The 22,181-nt window shown below is 43.2% G+C and carries 22 protein-coding genes; all 22 read right to left on the bottom strand.

The window, feature by feature from the left end; genetic code table 11:
- Nucleotides 1-39 precede the first annotated feature (39 nt).
- Nucleotides 40-279, bottom strand: coding sequence for a YlzJ-like family protein (locus tag AC58QT_RS03145; RefSeq protein WP_497407631.1), 240 nt, complete (start codon nt 277-279; stop codon nt 40-42).
- Complete coding sequence (locus AC58QT_RS03140; protein ID WP_497407630.1) at nt 276-1,016, bottom strand: ClpP family protease; 741 nt, start codon at nt 1,014-1,016, stop codon at nt 276-278. The genes AC58QT_RS03145 and AC58QT_RS03140 overlap by 4 nt, the downstream gene beginning before the upstream one ends.
- A 173-nt stretch (nt 1,017-1,189) precedes the next feature.
- Nucleotides 1,190-2,866, bottom strand: coding sequence for a ribonuclease J (locus AC58QT_RS03135; RefSeq protein ID WP_310500268.1), 1,677 nt, complete (start codon nt 2,864-2,866; stop codon nt 1,190-1,192).
- A 171-nt stretch (nt 2,867-3,037) separates the two neighbouring features.
- On the bottom strand, nt 3,038-3,901 hold the full coding sequence (gene dapA / locus AC58QT_RS03130) for a 4-hydroxy-tetrahydrodipicolinate synthase (RefSeq protein ID WP_497407629.1): 864 nt from the start codon (nt 3,899-3,901) through the stop codon (nt 3,038-3,040).
- Nucleotides 3,902-3,927: 26 nt separating this feature from the next.
- Nucleotides 3,928-5,145, bottom strand: a complete 1,218-nt coding sequence (gene dapG, locus AC58QT_RS03125) for an aspartate kinase (protein WP_310500270.1) — start codon at nt 5,143-5,145, stop codon at nt 3,928-3,930.
- Nucleotides 5,146-5,191: 46 nt separating this feature from the next.
- Nucleotides 5,192-6,229, bottom strand: a complete 1,038-nt coding sequence (locus AC58QT_RS03120; protein WP_497407628.1) for an aspartate-semialdehyde dehydrogenase — start codon at nt 6,227-6,229, stop codon at nt 5,192-5,194.
- A 36-nt stretch (nt 6,230-6,265) separates the two neighbouring features.
- Complete coding sequence (locus AC58QT_RS03115; RefSeq protein WP_310500272.1) at nt 6,266-6,859, bottom strand: dipicolinate synthase subunit B; 594 nt, start codon at nt 6,857-6,859, stop codon at nt 6,266-6,268.
- A complete protein-coding gene (gene dpsA, locus AC58QT_RS03110; protein WP_310500273.1) occupies nt 6,856-7,755 on the bottom strand; it encodes a dipicolinate synthase subunit DpsA in 900 nt (299 codons plus the stop codon). Before dpsA ends, AC58QT_RS03115 begins: the two co-directional genes overlap by 4 nt.
- Nucleotides 7,756-7,908: 153 nt before the next feature.
- The gene (gene dut / locus AC58QT_RS03105; protein WP_497407627.1) at nt 7,909-8,364 is read right to left on the bottom strand and encodes a dUTP diphosphatase; all 456 of its coding nucleotides are present in this window, start codon (nt 8,362-8,364) and stop codon (nt 7,909-7,911) included.
- Entirely contained in the window at nt 8,351-9,607 is a 1,257-nt protein-coding gene (locus tag AC58QT_RS03100; protein ID WP_497407626.1) for a M16 family metallopeptidase, read from the bottom strand. The genes dut and AC58QT_RS03100 overlap by 14 nt, the downstream gene beginning before the upstream one ends.
- Before the next feature lie 108 nt (nt 9,608-9,715).
- On the bottom strand, nt 9,716-10,693 hold the full coding sequence (locus AC58QT_RS03095; RefSeq protein WP_497407625.1) for a polysaccharide deacetylase family protein: 978 nt from the start codon (nt 10,691-10,693) through the stop codon (nt 9,716-9,718).
- 195 nt (nt 10,694-10,888) lie between these two features.
- Nucleotides 10,889-12,991, bottom strand: a complete 2,103-nt coding sequence (locus AC58QT_RS03090; RefSeq protein WP_497407624.1) for a polyribonucleotide nucleotidyltransferase — start codon at nt 12,989-12,991, stop codon at nt 10,889-10,891.
- 270 nt (nt 12,992-13,261) lie between these two features.
- Nucleotides 13,262-13,531: a 30S ribosomal protein S15 gene (rpsO, locus tag AC58QT_RS03085; protein ID WP_028558319.1), complete on the bottom strand. Its 270-nt coding sequence runs from the start codon at nt 13,529-13,531 to the stop codon at nt 13,262-13,264.
- Nucleotides 13,532-13,688: 157 nt separating this feature from the next.
- Nucleotides 13,689-14,636, bottom strand: a complete 948-nt coding sequence (locus AC58QT_RS03080) for a bifunctional riboflavin kinase/FAD synthetase (RefSeq protein ID WP_310500278.1) — start codon at nt 14,634-14,636, stop codon at nt 13,689-13,691.
- A 47-nt stretch (nt 14,637-14,683) separates the two neighbouring features.
- A complete protein-coding gene (truB, locus tag AC58QT_RS03075; RefSeq protein ID WP_497407623.1) occupies nt 14,684-15,598 on the bottom strand; it encodes a tRNA pseudouridine(55) synthase TruB in 915 nt (304 codons plus the stop codon).
- Nucleotides 15,595-16,596, bottom strand: coding sequence for a DHH family phosphoesterase (locus AC58QT_RS03070; RefSeq protein WP_497407622.1), 1,002 nt, complete (start codon nt 16,594-16,596; stop codon nt 15,595-15,597). The genes truB and AC58QT_RS03070 overlap by 4 nt, the downstream gene beginning before the upstream one ends.
- The gene (rbfA, locus tag AC58QT_RS03065) at nt 16,593-16,952 is read right to left on the bottom strand and encodes a 30S ribosome-binding factor RbfA (protein ID WP_310500281.1); all 360 of its coding nucleotides are present in this window, start codon (nt 16,950-16,952) and stop codon (nt 16,593-16,595) included. Before rbfA ends, AC58QT_RS03070 begins: the two co-directional genes overlap by 4 nt.
- 6 nt (nt 16,953-16,958) lie before the next feature.
- Nucleotides 16,959-19,886 (bottom strand): translation initiation factor IF-2, encoded by a 2,928-nt coding sequence (gene infB / locus AC58QT_RS03060; protein WP_497407621.1) that lies wholly within the window; start codon nt 19,884-19,886, stop codon nt 16,959-16,961.
- Nucleotides 19,876-20,205: a L7Ae/L30e/S12e/Gadd45 family ribosomal protein gene (locus AC58QT_RS03055; protein ID WP_310500283.1), complete on the bottom strand. Its 330-nt coding sequence runs from the start codon at nt 20,203-20,205 to the stop codon at nt 19,876-19,878. Before AC58QT_RS03055 ends, infB begins: the two co-directional genes overlap by 11 nt.
- Nucleotides 20,195-20,509 (bottom strand): RNase P modulator RnpM, encoded by a 315-nt coding sequence (gene rnpM, locus AC58QT_RS03050; RefSeq protein ID WP_065853834.1) that lies wholly within the window; start codon nt 20,507-20,509, stop codon nt 20,195-20,197. Before rnpM ends, AC58QT_RS03055 begins: the two co-directional genes overlap by 11 nt.
- A gap of 30 nt (nt 20,510-20,539) precedes the next feature.
- On the bottom strand, nt 20,540-21,637 hold the full coding sequence (nusA, locus tag AC58QT_RS03045; protein WP_310500284.1) for a transcription termination factor NusA: 1,098 nt from the start codon (nt 21,635-21,637) through the stop codon (nt 20,540-20,542).
- A 36-nt stretch (nt 21,638-21,673) separates the two neighbouring features.
- The gene (gene rimP / locus AC58QT_RS03040) at nt 21,674-22,138 is read right to left on the bottom strand and encodes a ribosome maturation factor RimP (protein ID WP_497407620.1); all 465 of its coding nucleotides are present in this window, start codon (nt 22,136-22,138) and stop codon (nt 21,674-21,676) included.
- Between the last annotated feature and the right edge of the window lie 43 nt (nt 22,139-22,181).

Raw genomic sequence — 22,181 nt, 5'->3', positions numbered from 1 at the left:
ATACCATATTTGACTCGAGGGATGATACGGGAACAGAACCTACCTATTTGAAATAGCTTCAATTTGCGGTCGATAAGAAATGAGAGTGCCTGGTGCATATTGCTCATTCAAATAGTCTTGTGGATTGCAGCTATATAGCCTTACAATACGCGCTTGATACCCGCTTAATGGCTCAATTTGCATCATAAAGCCATCCTGCTCAATATCTAAAAATTGAGGCGTATACGTATCGAAGCCTTCGAATATGACTTCCATTGGTATAACTGAATAATGGATCATTGAACAAGTCCCCCGGAGTTCGCGGCTTTCTTAGCTTCAATCCGGCTGTTCAACTCCCTTATTGCATCACCTATACCTCCCACTTGATTGATTAAACCATACTTAACGGCATCAATCCCAATTACCGTTGTACCAATATCTCTCGTGAGTTCCCCTGTCTTAAACATGAGCTCTTTAAATTTCTCTTCCGTAACATTGGAATGTTTCGTAACAAATCTAACAACACGCTCTTGCATTTTATCTAAATATTCAAAGGTTTGTGGCACACCGATCACCAAACCATTCATTCGAATTGGATGAATCGTCATGGTCGCTGTTTCCGCGATGATCGAATAGTCTGCAGATACGGCAATTGGAACACCTATGCTATGTCCGCCACCCAAGACCAATGCAATCGTAGGTTTCGATAAAGTCGCGATCATTTCAGCGATAGCTAATCCTGCTTCCACATCGCCACCTACAGTGTTCAATATGATCATTACGCCTTCGATTTTAGAATTTTGCTCGGCAGCTACGAGTTGTGGAATAAGGTGTTCATATTTGGTCGTTTTATTCTGAGGTGGTAATACAATATGCCCTTCTACCTGCCCGATTATCGTTAGACAAAATATATTGGATTCACCAGAAACCGTATTCGTTTGTCCTAATTGTTGGATATTTTCGAGAACCACATTTTTCTTGACTTCCTCTGTTCCCGGTTCTTGTTCCTGTTCTTTCGAGCCTGGTGCTGATGCCACTTCATAATCCCCTTTCAAATTATGCTACACATACAAGATGTTCAAGATCTCCCATAGTATGAATAAACTTGTATGCTTTCATGCATGCGTCACTTTGCAGCAACAAGAAAAAGCTCCCTCCAATTGGAGAGAGCTTTACTATTTGCATAGGCTCAAGTGACTTGTTCGAGTACCTAAACTTCCATAATGATAGGAAGAATCATTGGTCTTCTTCTGGTTTGTTCATATAAAAAGCGTCCGAGAACATCTTTCACGTTTGTTTTTAAAGATGCCCATTCATTTACATTTTCATTCATAAGTTTTGTTAACGTATTTGTTACGATACGATTGGCTTCTTCGAGAAGTCCTTCGGATTCACGAACATAAACAAATCCGCGTGAAATAATATCCGGGCCAGACAAAATTTTGCCATCTTGTTTACTTAATGTAACCACGACAACTAAAATCCCATCTTGCGACAGTAATTTACGGTCACGCAATACGATGTTGCCTACATCCCCTACACCGAGTCCATCAATTAGGATATTGCCGCTTTGAACTTTAGATCCTTTGCGTGCAGCACCATTTTGAATTTCAACGGTATCACCAATATCGCACATAAAAATATCTTCTTTAGGAATGCCGACAGATTCGGCAAGAATAGCATGTTGACGCAGCATGCGATATTCGCCATGAATTGGAATAAAGTATTTAGGCTTCATCAGGTTCAGCATCAGCTTTAATTCTTCCTGACTTCCGTGACCTGACACGTGAACACCTGTTACGGATCCCGGTCCGTAAATTACGTGGGCACCAATGCGCATAAGCTCATCGACCGTTCTGCCAACGTAACGCTCATTTCCTGGAATCGGAGTTGCCGCAATAATAACCGTATCCCCTGGTAAAATATCAATTTTACGATGGGTGGAACGTGCCATTCTTGTTAGTGCAGACATCGGTTCGCCTTGGCTACCTGTAGAAAGGATAACGACACGGTCAGCTGCAAGTTTATTAACTTCCTCTGGCTCAATCAACATGCCGTCTGGAATGTGCAGATAACCTAATTCGCTAGCGATCGATACAACGTTAACCATACTGCGACCAATAACTGTCACTTTGCGATTCGTTGCTGCCGCTGCATCAAACACCTGTTGAACACGGTGAATATTGGATGCAAAAGTCGCAATAACAACTCTTTGCTTCGCTTTACGAAACACTTCTTCAATCTCAATCCCTACGCCGCGCTCAGAGCCCGTGTAGCCAGGACGTTCTGCATTCGTACTGTCTGAAAGTAAGGCAAGTACGCCTTTCTTTCCGATCTCAGCCATACGATGCAAATCTGCATATTGTTCATTAACAGGCGTTTGATCAAACTTGAAATCTCCCGTATGGACAACAACACCTTCTGGCGTATCAAGTGCGACACCCACAGAATCCGGAATACTATGATTGGTTTTAAAGAAAGTTGCCGTAAGAACGCCCAGTGGAAGGACAGATTCCGAATTGATTAGAATTCGATTTGTCGTTCCGAGCAAGTTAGCTTCCTTCAGCTTAGCTTCGATAAGTCCCATCGTTAACTTCGTAGCATAGAGGGGAACGTTAAGGTGTTTAAGCACGTAAGGTAAGCCACCGATGTGATCCTCATGGCCATGAGTGATGATGATGCCGCGTACTTTATCCCGATTCTCTGTTAAGTACCCGATATCTGGTATGACAATGTCAATCCCGAGCATGTCCTCCTCAGGAAATTTCAAACCACTGTCAATGACAATAATATCGTTCGCATACTGAACGCAATACATATTTTTTCCGATTTCGCCCACGCCGCCAAGAGCGAAGATCAAAAGTTTATCAATATTTTTTTTGGACAAGAATATACCTCCTTCATAGATTGGACGACGAATTTTAAATGAAAAAACCGAACTAGTCACTTGCAACCATTATACATGAAAAAAAACAGCAAATACAAGTCAATACTGAATACGTTTAGATTTCCCAAAAAAAGAAAACCGATGCCGGAAGCACCGATTCATTAGGCATGATCATACAAAAAGTGATTGAATGAATTGTCCTTCTTGCTCGGATACACGAACTAACGGAAGTCGCACGCCACCTGTTTCAATACCTTTGAGTGCAAGAGCATGCTTAATTGGAGCAGGACTCGGTGCACAGAAAATGCCAGTGAATACAGGATGAAGCTTACGATGAAGCTCAGCAGCTTGCTGGATATTGCCTTCTAGATAATACTTTATCATAGTTTGCATTTCTTTTCCAATCACATGACTCGCAACGCTGATAATTCCTTCACAACCAATAGCCAATGCAGGCAATGTGTTGCTATCATCACCGCTGTACACGAGGAAATTAGGAGCAGCATGCGTAAGTATACGTGTCATTTGGTCCGTATTCGAGCAATCTTTCGTTGCCACGATATTCGGGATTTGGGAAAGTCGAATCGTAGTGTCCGCATCCAGATTCACACCTGCTCGGCCAGGCACATTGTAAAGCACAATAGGAGTCTTCACAGCTTCAGCGACAGCTTTGAAGTGCTGATACAACCCTTCCTGTGACGGACGATTGTAGTAAGGCGTAACAAGAAGCAGCGCATCCACGCCTAGTTGTTCAACTTTGCGCGAAAAAGCGATCGTATGTGCTGTATCATTGCTTCCAGTACCTGCAATTATTTTGCAGCGTCCCGCTGCTGCACGAACGGATAGTTCAATGAGTCGCAGCTTTTCATCTTCCGACAGCGTAGGTGACTCCCCTGTCGTCCCACAGATCACAAGACCGTCTGAATGTTGTTCTTCAATTAAATAATTAATTAATGGCTCTACTTGATCCCAGTTGACCTGTAATTGCTCGTCAAATGGTGTAACCATTGCCGTGACTACTCTTCCAAAACTCACTGGTACGCCTCCTGACTTTCTCAAAATTATTTAAATAAATGAAATTTACGATGAAGGGCTCGAACCGATTTGATCATATCGACACCTTGAACAAGCACCCAAATGGTGGTGTTCGAATCCGCAGATTGCAGAATCCGAATATCCTCCACAGTTAACGCTTCAACAATGTGCGCCATAATGCCTGGTACACCATTCATTCCGCCACCAATCACGGAAACCTTCGCACAACCACTCGTAAACTTGGGCTCGTAGCCTTGCGTTTTAAGTAAATGAACTGCACGTTCAGCTTCGTGATCAAAGACTGTATATACAACGCCTGAGGGGTTCACATTAATAAAATCAACACTAATCTGATGCTGCGCCATCGTTTTGAATACACGAAGTTGAAGATCAAATTCGCCATCAACAGCTGCAACCTGAATCTGTGTAATATTCGTGAAATGAGCTATCCCCGTAACAAAGCGATCTTTAACATGGTTACTATCTGCTAAAGTGGTATCGGTTGCAGTAACTAGCGTTCCTTCTTCTTTAGTGAAGGTGGACCTCACACGAATAGGGATATTCGCTTGCATGGCAACTTCCACTGCTCGAGGATGAATGACTTTCGCACCGTTATGAGCCATGTTGCATATCTCACTAAAGCTTACGCGCTGTAGAGGCTTCGCATCATCAACAATTCTTGGATCCGCTGTCAAAATACCATTAACATCCGTGAAGATATCAACAATCTCTGCCTTTAAAGCAGCGCCAAGTGCTGTTGCTGATGTATCACTGCCACCGCGGCCTAATGTTGTTAGCTCATCCTGACTCGTTTTTCCTTGGAAACCTGTGACAATCACAACCTGGTCTTGCTCTAATAATTCAAGGATCCGATTGGGCTTCATCGCGATAATCTGAGCATTACCATGGTTTTCATTCGTAATAAGACCTGCTTGCCCACCCGTCAAAACGGTAGAACGGATTCCTGTTTTGTTCAATAAACTACACAAAAGCACTGCAGAAATTAATTCTCCGCAGCCCATCAACATATCGAGTTCCCTCGCCGGCAGCCCTTCTCCATTCTTACGAACAAGATCTAAGAGCGTGTCAGTCGCATAAGGTTCCCCTTTTCTTCCCATCGCAGATACAACAACAACTAGTTTATAATGTTGAATTAGTGCGTCTTGAATATGTCCAATAACGTGTTCTCTAGCTTGTGCGGTGGAAAGCGAAGTACCTCCAAATTTTTGGACTAGAATTCGCATGAGTTTCCCCCATTTTCACTGCTACAAGTTAGCAGTAGGCTGATTATTATTGCTCTATAGCAATATATTCAGCAATTTGTACCGCATTCCAAGCAGCACCTTTTAACAAATTATCTGAAACAATCCACATGTTAAGCGCTTTGGGGTTACTCAAATCCCGGCGCACACGCCCTACAAAAGTTTCGAGCTTGCCTGCTGCGTCTGTAGCCAGCGGGTACTGTTGCTCTGCTGGATTGTCAACAAGCACAATACCTGGTGCATTCGCAAGCAGTGTCTTCACTTCTTCAATATCAAAATCTTCTTTCAATTCTACATAAACGGATTCCGAATGCCCGTAAACAACAGGAATACGCACGCATGTGGCGGTAACTTCAATAGACTCATCGCCCATAATTTTCTTTGTTTCAAGAATCATTTTCATTTCTTCATTCGTAAATCCATTTTCAAGGAATTTATCGATTTGCGGGATAGCATTGAAAGCAATTTGATGCTTGACTGGTAAGGAGCCTACAGGTAAAATGTCCGGATTTGCCGGATTACCTGACAATACTTCTTGGGATTGTCTAAGCATTTCGTTAATTGCTTTTGCGCCAGCACCAGATACCGCTTGGTACGTAGAAACAATAATACGCGAAATTCCATAGCGGTCATAAAGCGGCTTCAACGCTGCCACCATTTGGATCGTGGAACAGTTTGGATTCGCAATAATCCCTTTATGTTCATTGATTTTATCTACATTTACTTCAGGAACTACGAGTGGCGTCTCTGGGTCCATCCGGTAAGCACTTGTATTATCAATACAAATAGCACCCGCTTCAACTGCATGTGGAGCCAACGCTTTGGTGACATCGCCACCAGCGCTGAATAGAGCAATATCTACGCCTTGAAAGCTTTCAGGTGTTGCTTCTTGCACAACGATTTCTTGACCTTTAAAAGACAACTTTACGCCCGCAGACCGAGCGGAGGAAAGTAATTTCAATTCCTTGATGGGGAAATTCCGTGCTTCTAATAGACGGATGATTTGCTCGCCTACAGCGCCAGTAGCGCCTACGACTGCAACATTGAAAAGTTTCTGGTTGGACATATGCTGGTCTCTCCCCCTCAAGTTGTCATCTATCCGTTAGTATTGAAATCTCTCAATAATCATCGGCTGCAACTGTTTGCCTTCAAGCGCAGCTTCACAAGCTTCCATAATCAGATCCATTCGAGCCACCAACGAATTTGGTTTTGCTCCAGGAGCATCTTGACCATAAGGTACAAAATAAATATTTTTCGTAATCAACAGCTTCGCAATATTCATTGCATTTAAACCCAAACCATCATTCGTTGAAATCGCTAATACGAGCGGTCTCAAGTTTCTCATTTGTGCTTTGGCTGCCATAAGAACTGGACTTTCTGTCATGGCATTTGCTAGTTTACTAGTGGTATTACCGGTACAAGGCGCTATCACCATGACATCCAATAACTTAGATGGACCTAACGGTTCAGCATCTACGATAGTAGATATGATTTCTTGCCCTGTAATATCCTTTAGCATTTGCTGCCAATCAGCTGATTTGCCAAAACGTGTGTCGGTCGTCATAACCGTATTCGATACGATCGGAATAACCCGAGCACCCGCATCTACAAATCTCTTAATTTGAGGCATAACCTCTTCAAGTGTACAGTGAGAACCGGTTAATGCATAACCGACTGTTTTCCCTTGCCAATTCATTCCACATCGCTCCTGTCTTTGAAGTCTTCCTCGATCAGCTGACTTAACGTGTTAGCCATAATTCGGCCAGCTGTTTTGGGGGCGACGATTCCAGGTAAACCGGGCGCTAGCATCGCTTTAATACCTCTCTTCTCGGCAAAACGAAAATCCGTTCCGCCAGGCCTTGAAGCTAAATCGATAATAAGCGCGCGATGTGGGATATTGGTAATAACTTGCGCTGTGACTATCATAGTCGGAATTGTGTTAAAAAGCAAGTCAATATTCCCCACTTCCGGGTACAGATCCTTCGTATAAAAAGGCTGAAAACCCATCTCCCACGCCCTTGCATAGTGCTCAGGCTTCCTGACGCCAACCTTGACGGTTGCCCCTAATCCCTGCAATGTTTTGGCCATTGTAAACCCTGTTCGACCAAAACCCAAAACCATACACATAGATCCATGAATTGTAATATCGGTGTTCTGGATGGCCATCATCAGCGCACCCTCTGCAGTTGGAATCGAGTTATAAATGGCAATATCATCACGATCTAAAAGTTCTACAAGTTCAATGCCATGTGCCGAAACGAGCTTCTTCAAATAGCTTTTAGCCATACCTGTGTACACTTTGGCATGCTTAGGCAAAGCAGAAATATGCTCATCCGTCAGAATCATTTCCTCGCTGGAGAAAATCGATTCCACTTGTCCTGTCTCATCCGTACCTACAACTGGCAAAATAAGTGCATCCACATGCCCAAACAATTCCGGATCTAATTTCACATTCGTAACGCCATGAAATTGCCTTCCGAGATTGTCAAATCCGAGTAAAATAACGGTAGCGTCTAGCTCAGTAAATTTCTGAATTACTTCAAGTTGCCGGGCGTCTCCCCCCATAATAGCAACCGAAATCCCAGTAAGCATTCTTGCTTACACCCCTTCCTCGGTCCGTTTCGATACGTTATAGTATGCGTTCGCCTAAGGATGGGTGACTTCCGTCTTTATGTCCTCTGAAAACAAGAAAGAACCCCTTCCAAGGAAGAGGTTCTTCTTATTCTTGCTATTTATGTAACAGTCTTAACGCCCTGTATGGCCGAAACCACCAGACCCACGCACTGTTTCAGATAACTCGCTAACTTCGTTCATTTGAATTTGGGGCACACGCTGGAATACCATTTGAGCGATACGTTCATTGCGATTAATGACAAAGGGCTCCTGACCATGATTAATCAGTAACACCTTCACCTCACCGCGATAATCAGCATCAATGGTTCCCGGCGAATTGAGTGTTGTTATGCCATGTTTATACGCTAACCCGCTTCTCGGGCGAATCTGAGCTTCAAGCTCAGAAGGCATGCTGAGAGCGAAGCCAGTCGGAATCAATTGGCGCTCACCAGGTGCAAGCACAACGGGTTCTTTTACCGCCGCGTGCAAATCATACCCGCTTGCCGCTTCGGACATTTTTTGAGGTAAGAGAATATCCTCTTGACCTTCGATACGTTTCACTTGCACTTCAAAATCAAAGAGAGACAAGCTGATCCCTCCTGAAGCCGCTGATGACATCATCCGCATTCCCAACCATCGACAATGCAAATGGTGTGGAGAACAACGTTTTCGTCAATTGACGAATATGGTCCATATTCACACTTTCAATGCGCTGGATCATTTCATCTAGACTGTAGTGCTTACCTGTCATCAATTCATTTTTACCAAAACGGTTCATCCGGCTGCTCGTGCTTTCCAAACTAAGAATGAGGCTGCCTTTCAACTGCTCTTTCCCCTTCTTCAGTTCAGAATCCGTCATACCATTCACAGCAATATCATGTAGCAGTTCCATAGTTACTTTCAATACTTCTTCTGTCTGTTTAGGCGCCGTCCCTGTATAAATCGTAAACATCCCACTATCGATATGAGAAGAATGATACGAATAAACGGAGTAGGCTAAGCCACGTTTCTCCCGAATTTCTTGAAATAATCTGGAACTCATGCCGCCACCAATGGCATTATTCAATAGGACCATCGGATACAAATTATCCTCTTGAAGCGACAAACCAGGCAGTGACAAACAAATATGATTTTGTTCCGTTTTCTTCGCATGGAAAATCAATTCGCTAAGGAAATCTGGTGCGTCATAACTAGTTTCAACACCTGATTGTGAGAAACCGCCGAAATGCTTTTCAATTAATTCCTTCACACTGTCATCAATGTTTCCAGCTATACTTAACACAGTGTTCTCTGTATTGTAATTTTGTTTGAGATAGGAACGAAGATCGTCTGACTTCATTTGAGACAGATTATCTTGTGTTCCCAGAATCGTATAGCCCAAAGCATGAGTGCCGTAGGAAGCCTTTGCTAACAAGTCATGAACGAGATCATCCGGCGTATCTTCATACATAGAAATTTCTTCATAAATCACGTTCTTCTCTTTCTCTAACTCACCCTCATCAAAGGTTGAATTAAAAAACATATCTGACAGTACATCCATCGCTAATGGCAGATGTTCATCCAATACTTTCGCATAGTAGCAGGTATACTCTTTGGACGTGAACGCATTTACATTTCCGCCAATACCATCAAAAATCTCTGCGATATCTTTCGCCGAGTGACGCTCCGTGCCTTTGAACAACATATGTTCGATAAAATGTGAAATACCATTATTCGTCTGCGACTCGTTACGCGAGCCTGTTTTCACCCATATTCCGAAAGTGACTGACCGAAATGTGGGGATTTGTTCCATGACGACTCTTAAGCCATTATGTAAGCGATATTTGATCACCAAGGTTCCTCCTCGAAATGGTACACCTAAAAGTCCAATTCTCCTATTATACTTCCTCAGTCTAACAAAAATGTACCTTATACTCAAATTAGCGTCAGGTAAACCTGACTATTTCATGATTTGTCCTTGTCCTGTAATCCTTTTTGAGGAAAGTAAGTCAGAAACTGTGCCAACAGCTAGGCCTTTTTTCTTTATCAGGCTAATCATACCTGGTAACGCATCCCGCGACGATACGGTAGGATGCATCAGAATGAGAGTGCCGGGTTCAACATTGGTCGATAACCGTTCGAGGATACGTGTAGCTCCTGGGTTCTTCCAATCAATCGTATCAAAAGTCCACAGCACCGTCTGCAGCTTGAATTCAGAAGCTACCTGAACAGTTTCTTGATTGAAATAACCTGAAGGTGGAGCAAATAAGGTATTTTTAACACCGAGTTGCTTCAAGAGATCTTCCGTTTTCGAAATTTCTTCTACTGCTTTGCTCCGCGAAATCGTACGCATGTCCTTATGCGAGTATGCATGGTTTGATATCTCGTGGCCTTCACTCTGAATGCGTTTCGCCATCTCTGTATTCTTCTTTAACCAAGAGCCATCAAAGAAGAACGTCGCATGAACATTTTCTTTGCGCAGCGAATCTAACATGCTTGGCAGAAACTCATTGCCCCATGCGACATTAATCATAAATGAAACCATTGGTTTCTTAGGATTGCCTTTATACACCGGATTAGGTGCAAGATCACCTAATTGTATACTTGGCTCTACTTCCTTCATTACATAATTAATTTGATTTGGTGTCAATTGATGCTCTGCTAACTTCAGTGTCTCTTCGATATCCACCTCAATCCCATTATAACCAGGGATCGCTTTCCACACCGAATCTACTTTTGCATTAATGGGTGCGATTTTACGATTCTCTGCTTCTTTGCTTATCGTTTCTAATAAAGTAGATTTATTAACTGATGCGACAACTGGACGTACTTCCTCTGTTGCCATATTGTTCTTAGTAATCAAACGTGTTTGATTCTCTTTTACACTTACTATATAGGTTCCAACACTTGGGATCGAATTCACACTTATTAGAACCATAGCAAAAAAACTCCCAAGCCATAGCCATTTTTTGTGGAGCATACACAGGTCCCCTTTCTTCATCTCCTGATTGTATGAAGATGGGGACAAGAGTAGAACCCCTGCCTGTCCTCGGTTCAATGAAAAGCAAAAAAGAGACAGATAGATCTGACTCTTTATCCTGAACTTATGAATGAAACGTCCTCTGACGAATCTCTAGCTTTGTGCAGAGACCTGTGAAGTTAACGTTGCTTTGCGCGAAAGATTAACTCTTCCTTGTTGATCAATTTCTGTCACTTTAACCGTAATTTGATCGCCGACATTCACAACATCTTCAACTTTCGCAACACGCTCAGTCGAAATTTGTGAAATGTGCACTAGACCTTCTTTACCAGGTAGAATCTCTACGAATGCGCCGAATTTCTCTACGCGTTTCACAGTACCTAGGTAAGTTTCACCGACGATAACTTCACGAACAATCCCTTCAATAATGGAACGAGCTTTCTCGTTCATTTCTTGATTGGACGATGCGATGAATACGCGGCCGTCTTGCTCAATGTCGATTTTCACGCCAGTTTCCTCAATAATTTTGTTGATGATTTTACCGCCAGCTCCAATAACATCACGGATTTTGTCCGGGTTAATGTTCATAGTAAGGATTTTAGGCGCATATTGAGATAGCGATTTGTTTGGTGTAGAGATACGGGATACCATTTTGCCTAAAATGTGCAAACGGCCTTCTTTGGCTTGTTGTAACGATTGTTGCAAGATGTTACGGTCGATGCCATCGATTTTGATATCCATTTGTAGTGCTGTGATACCTTCTGCTGTACCTGCAACTTTAAAGTCCATATCGCCTAAGTGATCTTCCATTCCTTGAATATCGGACAAGATGGAGAAATGATCGCCGTCTTTGATAAGACCCATTGCGATACCTGCTACTGGAGCTTTAATTGGTACACCTGCATCCATAAGGGCAAGTACACTTGCACAAATACTCGCTTGAGAAGTTGAACCATTCGATTCCAGCACTTCTGATACGAGACGAATTGTGTAAGGGAACTCTACTTCGTTCGGGATGATTGGCTCGATAGCTCGCTCACCTAAGGCACCATGTCCAATTTCACGACGGCCTGGAGGACGCAAAGGTCTAGCTTCCCCAACGCTGAACGGTGGGAAGTTGTAGTGATGCATGAAACGTTTCGTTTCAGTCAAATCCAAACCATCCAAAATTTGAACATCACCTAATGCACCTAATGTACAAATACTAAGTGCTTGAGTTTGTCCACGTGTAAATAATCCAGAGCCGTGTGTACGCGGCAATAGGTTTACATCGCACTCGATTGGACGAATCTCTTCAGGTTTACGTCCATCCGGTCTTACTTTATCATGCGTGATTAAGCGACGAACTTCCTCTTTCACGATATCATAAAGCGTTTCTTTTACGTCACCCAAAAGACCTGGTGTTTCTACATACAACTCAGTGAAATGTGCAACTGCATCTGCATTGACAACATCGATAGCTTCTTGTCTAGCATGCTTTTCAGCAATTTTGATCGCATCGACTAATCTCGCTTGAGCAAATTCACGCACCGCGCTATTCACTTCCGCATCGACTGCATGAAGTTTAACTTCCATTTTTGGTTTACCAACTTGCTCAACCAAATCTTCAATCGTTGCAACAATCTTACGGATTTCGTCGTGACCGAACATAATCGCTTCAAGCACAACTTCTTCTGAAACTTCTTTCGCGCCTGCTTCAACCATCATAATCGCATCTTTGGTTCCAGCAACAGTTAGGTGAAGATCGCTCTTCTCTGCTACTTCGCCCGTAGGATTAATTACGAATTGCCCATCAACACGACCAACAATTACGCCTCCAACAGGTCCGTTAAAAGGAACATCGGAAATAGCAAGTGCTGCGGATGTACCGATCATAGCTGCCATCTCTGGCGGACATTCTTGATCAACGCTCATCACGATAGACACGATTTGAACATCATTACGAAAACCTTCTGGGAAAAGAGGACGAATTGGACGGTCAGTCAAACGACTTGCAAGAATAGCTTTCTCACTTGGACGTCCTTCACGCTTAATAAATCCTCCAGGAATTTTACCAACCGCGTATAATCTTTCTTCATAATTCACTGTTAACGGAAAGAAATCTAAATCTTTCGGTCCGCTGGAAGCCGTTACTGTGCTAAGCACAACCGTATCGCCATAACGAACAGTTACTGCTGCATTGGCTTGTTTGGCTAGTCGGCCTGTTTCAAGAATGAACGGCTTACCGCCAAGTTCCATTTGTACCCTTGTCTCCATAAAATCCTCCTAAGGCATGGTTTAAATTTGAAAATATGTGTTGATAAACATGTACAGAAATCAATCATAAAATCCAGAGACCAATCCGAATCTACTCCGTATGTATGTAAAATAGACAAGCTTTGGAGTTATCCTCTATTTCTGCGTTATGTCTAGTATTTCCTTCTTTTCCCGTTTTAAAAATACAAGAAAAAGCAACCTTTTGCTGCTCTCTGCCAGAGCTTTATCAAGCCTAGCAAAGGAGCAACAGGTTGCTTCTCATTGTCGGTTTTATCGACGCAAACCAAGCTTTGCAATCAAAGCACTATAGCGGCTTACATCTTTGTTTTTAACATATGCTAGCAACTTACGACGTTGTCCAACCATTTTAAGCAAGCCACGACGGGAGTGGTGATCTTTCTTGTGTGTACGAAGGTGGTCTGTAAGGTTAACAATGTTTTCTGTAAGGATTGCTACTTGTACCTCAGGTGAACCTGTGTCGGTATCGTGTACTTTGTGTGTTTGAATCAGTTGCGTTTTGCGCTCTTGCGTAATTGCCATGATCAATTCATCTCCTAAATTCTCGTATAGTATCCCCGCTAGCCTAGAAAGCGCCGATGAAAACGTCAATCCAAGCTAAGGTTCATGCCAAATGAACACGTCCATTCGACAACGTTATTCAGTATATCACAATTGACTGGTAGAAGTAAATGTAAGATTACGCCTCTAAGGTCAATTTACGTTTCGCTTCTGCTGCATCAAGTTTTATTTGAGCAACCAAATCTTCTAATGAAGTGAATTTACGCTCTGGTCGAAGAAAAGCAATAAGCTCAACCATAACGGTTTCTCCATATATTTGCTCGGAAAATTCAAATAAATGCGCCTCAAACGATGGTTTGAGTTCCCCTGTCTCGAATGTTGGTTTCACACCAATATTCATGACTCCTTGATAAACTTCCCCACGAACGGTTGCTTTAATCGCATAAACACCGTTGACAGGACTGACATACGGCTCTTCCAATTGGAGATTAGCTGTAGGAAATCCTAGCGTTCTCCCTCTTTTTGCACCATCAACTACTGTTCCACTTAGACTATAAGGACGTCCTAACAGCCTTGTTACGGTGTCCATTTCGCCGAGTTTCAAAGCTTCTCGAATACGTGTACTGCTTACTTTTTCACCATTCATATGAAAAGGTCTCACCACTTCAACAGAGAATTTACCGTGACTCAACTCGCAGAGTGAATCCGGCGTACCTTTACCCTGGAAACCAAAAGTAAAGTCAAAACCACAAATGACGCTATCTACACCAAGCCGGTCTAGGACTTGATCCACGAATTGTTCAGGGGATAATCGCATGAGCGATGCATCAAACGTTACGATGTAAGCATGATTGATGCCCATACTTTCAAAGATCTCCATCTTCTTCTTCGTGGGAGTCAATGACTCCACATATTTATCTTGCCCCATTACCGCTCTAGGATGAGGATAGAAGGTCATGATCGCCGAATTTAGTCCAAGATTCTTGGCCGTAAGCATAGCCCGTCCTATTACCTCTTGGTGTCCTAAATGTACACCATCAAAGTCACCTATAGCCACCACTTGTTTGCCTACAATCTGGGCCAACCGATCCGAATCCATCGGATATGATATTGGTATTATTTGCATATAAGTTCGTTCACCTACCCATTTCAACCCGTCCCGCGACGATATGATTAAAGAAAAACTTTGGCCGGGACCAAGACATGGCTAGTGCTTTCCCATTCAAACAGACCCAAAAATCGTTCATCTGGTGAATAGGCCCGAAATATGGTTTGAGATGCATCTGCATGAGCCACTCGATTCGCAGCTAGAGCTATTTTCTTTCCTTGTAATGAATGAACTGTTTCTTGATCAGTAAGCGCAATAGAGGGAATATGTGAGATGGCGATGTCCATCGGAATCATATGTTGCTGCAAAGAGCCGTCTTCTTTCATTTGAACAATTTGCTCAAAGGTTAAACACTGTTCTTTACGGATGTTTCCTGTTGACGTGCGTATCAAACTTTCCATTACTGCGGGGTATCCGAGTGCTTTGCCAATATCAACACACAGCGTTCGGATGTAAGTACCTTTGGAGCACACGGCACGAAAACGAATTTCCGGATGCTTCTGATCCAAGTTAATCGCTAAAATTTCTAGTTCATAGATCGTGGCTTTCCTTGCTTTTCGTTCAACTTCCTTACCTTCTCTGGCCAATTCGTAAAGACGTTTCCCATCTATTTTGACCGCAGAGAACATGGGAGGAATTTGCTCGATATCTCCTACGAAGGATGCAAGCACTTCTCGTACTTGATGCTCTTCAAGTGAAACATGAGAAACTTCTTCTATGACTTCGCCCGTCATATCTTCGGTATCCGTAGATAAACCAATACGTAAAACCGCTTCATATTCCTTAGGCAGCTCTTGAATATACTCAACCATGCGTGTCGCTCGACCAATGCATAGTGGCAGAACACCTATTACTTGCGGATCAAGTGTACCCGTATGACCAATTCTTTTAATACTAAGAATTCTTCTTACTTTGGCGACAACATCATGAGATGTAAAGCCCGCAGGTTTCCAAACAGGCAAAATACCTTCTAACGTCATTTCAGCTTGTCTCCTACTTCCTGAACCATTCTAGCAATTGCTTCATCTAGCGTACCATGAATGGTACATCCTGAAGCCCTAACATGTCCTCCACCACCAAGTGATTGAGCGATAGCAGCAACATCGACTAATCCAGAAGAGCGTAGGCTTACTTTGATGACACCTGCTGCCTTCTCTTTAATCAACATGCCCACTTCGACACCCTCCACATTACGTGGATAATTCACCAATCCATCCAAATCATCGCTAGAAGCACCTGTTAACTCTAGGTCTTCAAGCGAGACAGCGAGCCAAGCCAATTTCCGATCATAAGCAAAGGAAAGTGTGGACAGTGCTTTCTGAAGCAGAACAATTTGCGCATACGTCATTCGTTCAAGCACATGCTCAGCAATTTCAGCACCCTTGACTCCTAACTCCAACATAGAAGCCCCAATCTTCATAACCTCGGATGAGGTGTTTGAATATCGGAAGCCACCCGTATCCGTTAACAAGCCCGTATAGATGCATTCTCCGAACAAAATGTCTGGTTGCAGCTTCATATGTAACGCTAAATCAAACAGAATCTGAACGGTAGCCGCGGCGTCATGCTTAATTAGATGACAGGAACCAAATTCATCATTGGTAGGATGATGATCAATATTGAGCAGGTTTACCTGCTCATCAAAAAGAGTGCTGATCCTACCCATTCTGGAGAAATCAGCACAATCAACACTTATGATGGTTTGGTAAAGTCGATTGGGTGCCTGTTCACTATAATCAAGTATTTGCTTACTACCTGCTAAATAAGAAAATTTGGAGGGCATTGCGCCCTCATTGATCATAGTGAATGACTTCCCAAGCTGTCTTAAAATCCAACCCGTTGCATACGTTGAACTGGCTGCATCTCCATCCGGCTGGATGTGAGATACAACCAAGAAATCATCATGCTGCTCGATAAATGCAGCTGCTGCTGCCAGCTGCTGACAGTATTCGGTGGCATGGTTCATTCCGATGTTCATACGTTTGTATTTCCTTCCTGATTGAGCTTATACAACAACTGGTCAATATGACTACCATAGTCAATAGAAGCATCAAATTTGAACTGAAGCTCTGGAACTTTACGCAAACGAATTCGCTTGCCCAGTTCAGAACGAATATATCCTGAAGCTACAGAAAGCGCCTTAAGCGTAGCAGCTTTCTCTTCTTCAGTTCCCATCACGCTTAAATAAACGCGCGCCAGGGACAAATCATTCGTCACTTCAACACCTGTAACGGTCATGAAACCAATACGAGGATCTTTCAGCTCTGCTTGAATGATCTGACTTAACTCTTTCTTAATTTGTTCGCCAACTCGACCTACACGAACTCTAGCCATTTATAATCACCTCTCAACGGACTCCATGATAAAGGCTTCAATGATGTCGCCCTCTTTAATATCATGATAACGCTCAAGAGATATACCACATTCATAGCCTTGTGCAACTTCTTTTTGATCATCCTTGAATCGTTTCAAGGAATCAATTTTGCCTTCATGAACCACAATTCCGCTACGAACCAAACGAGTTTGTGCATTACGGGCAATTTTACCTGAAGTTACGTAACATCCTGCAATCGTTCCTGAACCTGTAATTTTGAACACATTACGAACTTCAGCTTGACCAAGAACAACCTCTTTAAATATTGGATCCAACATGCCTTTCATAGCTTGCTCGATCTCTTCAATTACGTTGTAAATGATGTTATGCAGACGGATATCTACTTTCTCTTGATCAGCTGTTGCTTTCGCAGCTGGTTCAGGACGAACGTTAAATCCGATGATAATCGCATTGGAAGCAGAAGCCAGAATGATATCCGATTCTGTTACAGCACCTACGCCGTTATGAAGAATCTTAACGCGAACACCCTCAACTTCAATCTTCTCAAGAGAGCTTTTCAGTGCTTCTACAGAACCTTGAACGTCACCCTTGATGATAACATTCAGATCTTTCACTTCACCATCTTTAATATGTTTAAAGAGATCTTCAAGTGTTACACGTGAATTAGCCGTCATCTCAGATTGACGAAGTGCGATCGCACGACGGTCCGCGATGTCTCTTGCTTTTCGCTCATCTTCGTAAGCTAGGAACGGATCCCCTGCTTGTGGAACTTCAGTCAGACCTGTAATTTCTACCGGCGTTGAAGGACCTGCTTCTTTTAAACGTTTACCTTTGTCATTAACAATTGCACGTACACGACCGAAGCAAACACCGGCAACGAAGCTATCTCCAACTTTCAAAGTACCATGTTGAATCAGAATTCGAGCCACAGGGCCTCTTCCTTTATCCAACTCAGCTTCAATAACAGTCGCTCTAGCACGCTTGTTAGGGTTCGCTTTGTACTCTTGTACTTCAGCAACCAACAAGATCATTTCAAGTAGGTTTTCTAGACCAATACGTTGTTTTGCGGAAATTTCGCAGAAAATCGTATCGCCGCCCCACTCTTCCGGCACTAACTCGTAAGCCGTAAGAGCTTGCTTGATTTGATCCGGATTCGCGCCTTCTTTATCAATCTTGTTAACAGCAACAATGATCGGTACGCCAGCAGCTTTAGCATGACTAATCGCTTCTACCGTTTGAGGCATTACACCGTCATCTGCCGCAACAACGATAATTGTAATATCCGTAACTTGAGCACCGCGGGCACGCATTGTAGTAAACGCTTCGTGACCTGGTGTATCCAAGAACGTAATTTTCTTATGATTAACTTCAACTTGATAAGCACCGATATGTTGCGTGATTCCGCCTGCTTCGCCTTCCGTAACACTTGTTTTACGAATAGCATCAAGCAATGTTGTTTTACCATGGTCAACGTGCCCCATAATAGTAACAACTGGTGGACGCTCAAGCAAGTCCGCCTCGTCATCGATTTCTTCGAAGGTTTCGAAGTTATCTTCTTCGACTTTAATCTTGATTTCAACTTCAACACCAAATTCAGTCGCGATCAATTGGATCGTTTCCAAATCAAGCTCTTGGTTGATTGTCGCCATTGTTCCAAGGAATAAAAGTTTCTTAATCACTTCAGAAGCGTCCTTGTGAAGCAATTTGGCAGTTTCACCAACCGTCATATTGCCACGAACGATGATCTTCTTAGGTGTGTTATCCACTTTTTCTTTCTTAACCATATCTTGTTGGTAACGACCTCTGTTGTTGCCGCGTTGGTTGCCTCTGTTGTTGCCGCCAGGACCGCGATTACCACCAGATCTGTTATCATCAAAACGTTTTGGCGTTGGTTTGGATTTCTTCGTTGTGATAACGCCAGCTTTAGCTGCTGCATCATCCAACTCAGCCGCTGTAGCCCCAACATGGAATTGCGGTTTCGCTTCTTGAACAACCGGTCTTCCACTTTGGTTATTGTTGCGGTTCTCGAATGGTTTGGACTGGCGATTAGGACCAGCACTACGATTTGGACTGGATTGCGGACGTCCGCTATTCGCACTTTGCCCACTGCTTGCACCAGGACCGCCTGCGCCTTGACTAGGACGTGAACCAGCATAGTTACTATTCGAACGTGGTGCTCCGCCTTGACCTTGGCCTTGGCTGCTGTAGCCTTGGCTAGCTGGACGAGAACTATTGTATCCGCCACTGTTGCTTCCACCCGCTGGACGTTGTCCGCCTGGGTTAGAACCTTGGTAACCACCTGTGCGCTGTCCACCTTGGCTGGAACCTTGACCTGCAGGACGGGAACCGTTTGGATTAGAACCTTGGTAGCCTGTGTGTTGTCCGCCTTGGCTGGAACCTTGACCGCTAGGGCGTCCGCCATTTGGGTTAGAACCTTGATAGCCCGTGCGTTGTCCGCCTTGGCTATTATTAGGACGATTTCCTTGATAGTTGCTTCCTTGACCACTTGGGCGAGACTGTGGTAGGCGACTTGACGTATTTTGTGTAGACTGACCTTGTTGAGGAGTCGTTGCTCCAGTTGATGTAGTCGGTTGACTAGTGGATTGTTGCTCATTAGTAACTGGCTTAGCTGCCGGAGTTACTGCACCTTTATTCTCTTGTGCTGGAGCCTGCGATGCAGGATTCTGATTCGTCGTAGATGAACTCACATTTCCTCCGTCCGTAGCTGCTCGTTTGGCAGCCGCATTTGCTTTGATATCTCTAAAAAACTTTTCCACACTGCTAACTGCATCATTCTCCATAACACTCATATGGTTGTTAACAGGTATATTTAATCGTTTGAGAATGGTGATAATTTCTTTGCTGCTCATATTGAGCTGTTTCGCGTATTCGTACACGCGTGTCTTGTCTTTATTATCTTGTTTATTGGTCAATATGTTTCACCTCCGCAGGATTTTCTTGACTCTTCTGCAGCATCTGCGCGAAGCCTCCGTCCAATACACCTATGGTGACACGCATTTCTTTCCCAATGCTGCGGCCCAATTCATACTTCGTACCGACTTCCATGAGTTTAACCCCATAAAATAGGCATTTATCTTGAAATTTCTTACGTGTATTAGCTGAAGCGTCTTCTGACATGATTACAAGCTTGGCCTCACCTGCGCGAATGGCTTTGAAAACACCTTCATCACCCGTTACGAGTTTCCCGGCTCTCATCGCTAAACCCAATTGTGAATAAAATTTAGGATTCATCTTCAGATTCCTCCTCTTTCGAAGAAAGGAATTCATCTTCTACACGAATGAAATCTTGTTCCAGTTGGTCATAAATGTCTGCGCCTACTGCATGCTTCAGAGCTCTATCCAGGGCTTTGCTTTTCTTTGCCAATTTAAAACAAGAAACTTTACCGCACAGGTAGGCACCGCGCCCAGACTTCTTCCCCTTGAGATCAATGAGAATGTCATCTTCAGGCGTTTTGACGACGCGGATCAAGTCCCTCTTCGGCATCATTTCCTGACAGGCAACGCATTTTCTCAGAGGGATTTTTCTCTGCTTCATTCCGATCACCCCTTGTTTCCTAACAACAACTTAATCGATGCTAATCGAATCTTGGTGCATCTCTTCCGAGTAAGTTTTCACTCTACCAAATTCTTGTTCTGCTTGTGTTTCGCTCTTGATATCGATTTTCCAACCAGTCAACTTGGCAGCTAGACGGGCATTCTGCCCTTTGATTCCAATTGCCAATGAAAGTTGATAATCAGGTACAATGACTCGCGCCATTTTTTCATTTTCATGAATTTGAACTTCAAGCACCTTAGAAGGACTTAGCGCATTCGCTACGTACTCTTCCACGCTCTCCATCCAACGAACGATATCGATTTTCTCTCCGCGCAATTCCGTTACGATAGTTTGAACACGCAAACCTTTGGGACCTACGCAAGAACCGACAGGATCTACCTCAGGATTACGGGAATGAACAGCAATCTTCGAACGGAAGCCTGCTTCACGTGCTACGGAACGAATCTCAACGACGCCATCAAAAATCTCAGGAACTTCAAGCTCAAATAGACGCTTCAACAAACCAGGATGAGTTCTTGATAAAATAATTTGAGGACCCTTTGTTGTGTTCTCAACCTTCGTAATATATGCTTTAATGCGATCACCTTGTTTGAACTTATCCGTTGGCATAAGCTCTGTAAGTGGAAGAACTGCTTCTACTTTACCCAAGTCAACATAAATATTACGTTGATCTTGACGTTGTAGGATACCTGTTACGATATCTTCTTCTTTATCGATAAAAGCATTATAAATTAAGCCACGCTCGGCTTCGCGGATTCGTTGCGTTACGACCTGTTTAGCCGTTTGTGCTGCAATACGTCCAAAATCACGAGGCGTTACTTCAATTTCAACAATATCGTCCAATTGGTAGTTCGGATTAATTTCACGCGATGCATGAACAGAAATTTCCAATCTTGGATCCAATACTTCCTCTGTAACGGTCTTCCGTGCATAAACTTTGATAAGACCCGTATGTCGATTGATATCTACACGCACATTCTGTGCTGTGTTGAAATTACGTTTATAACTTGAAATCATCGCCGCTTCAATAGCATCAATGAGTAGCTCCTTGGAGATACCCTTCTCTCGTTCAATTTCCGACAGCGCTTCAATAAAATCCGTGTTCATTTGAACTGAGTCCCCCCCTTCAATAAGTAACGATTTCTAAAATACGATAGCGAGACGTGCGCTAGCTACTTTAGAAACCGGAATGCTGATTTTCTTTTTACCAATCTCAATCACGAGAACTTCCTCGTCATAAGACTGCAACAACCCTTCAAATTCCTTAGAACCGTCGATAGGCTCATACGTGGTAACAAATACGTGACTATTTACGGCTTTATAATAATCTTGAGTTTTCTTGAGCGGACGTTCCGCTCCAGGTGAAGAAACTTCCAAGAAATAAGCATCAGTTATCGGATCTTTCTCATCCAATTGAACACTTAAAAATTCACTGATGCGGCCGCAATCATCTATATCAATTCCGCCTTCTTTGTCAGCATAAACACGAAGGAACCAATTGCTGCCTTCTTTGACATATTCAATATCCACGATTTCAAACCCATTTTGTTCAACAAAATCCTTCAGCATGTCCTCAATGATGGATTTGATTTGCTCTTGTGTAGCCACAGATATGTGTACCTCCTAAATTGACTTCTCCTTGTCGTATCCG

It is taken from the genome of Paenibacillus sp. J31R109 (assembly GCF_059692055.1).
Note: the sequence above shows the minus strand (reverse complement) of the source record. Positions and strands in the feature narration are given on the sequence as shown.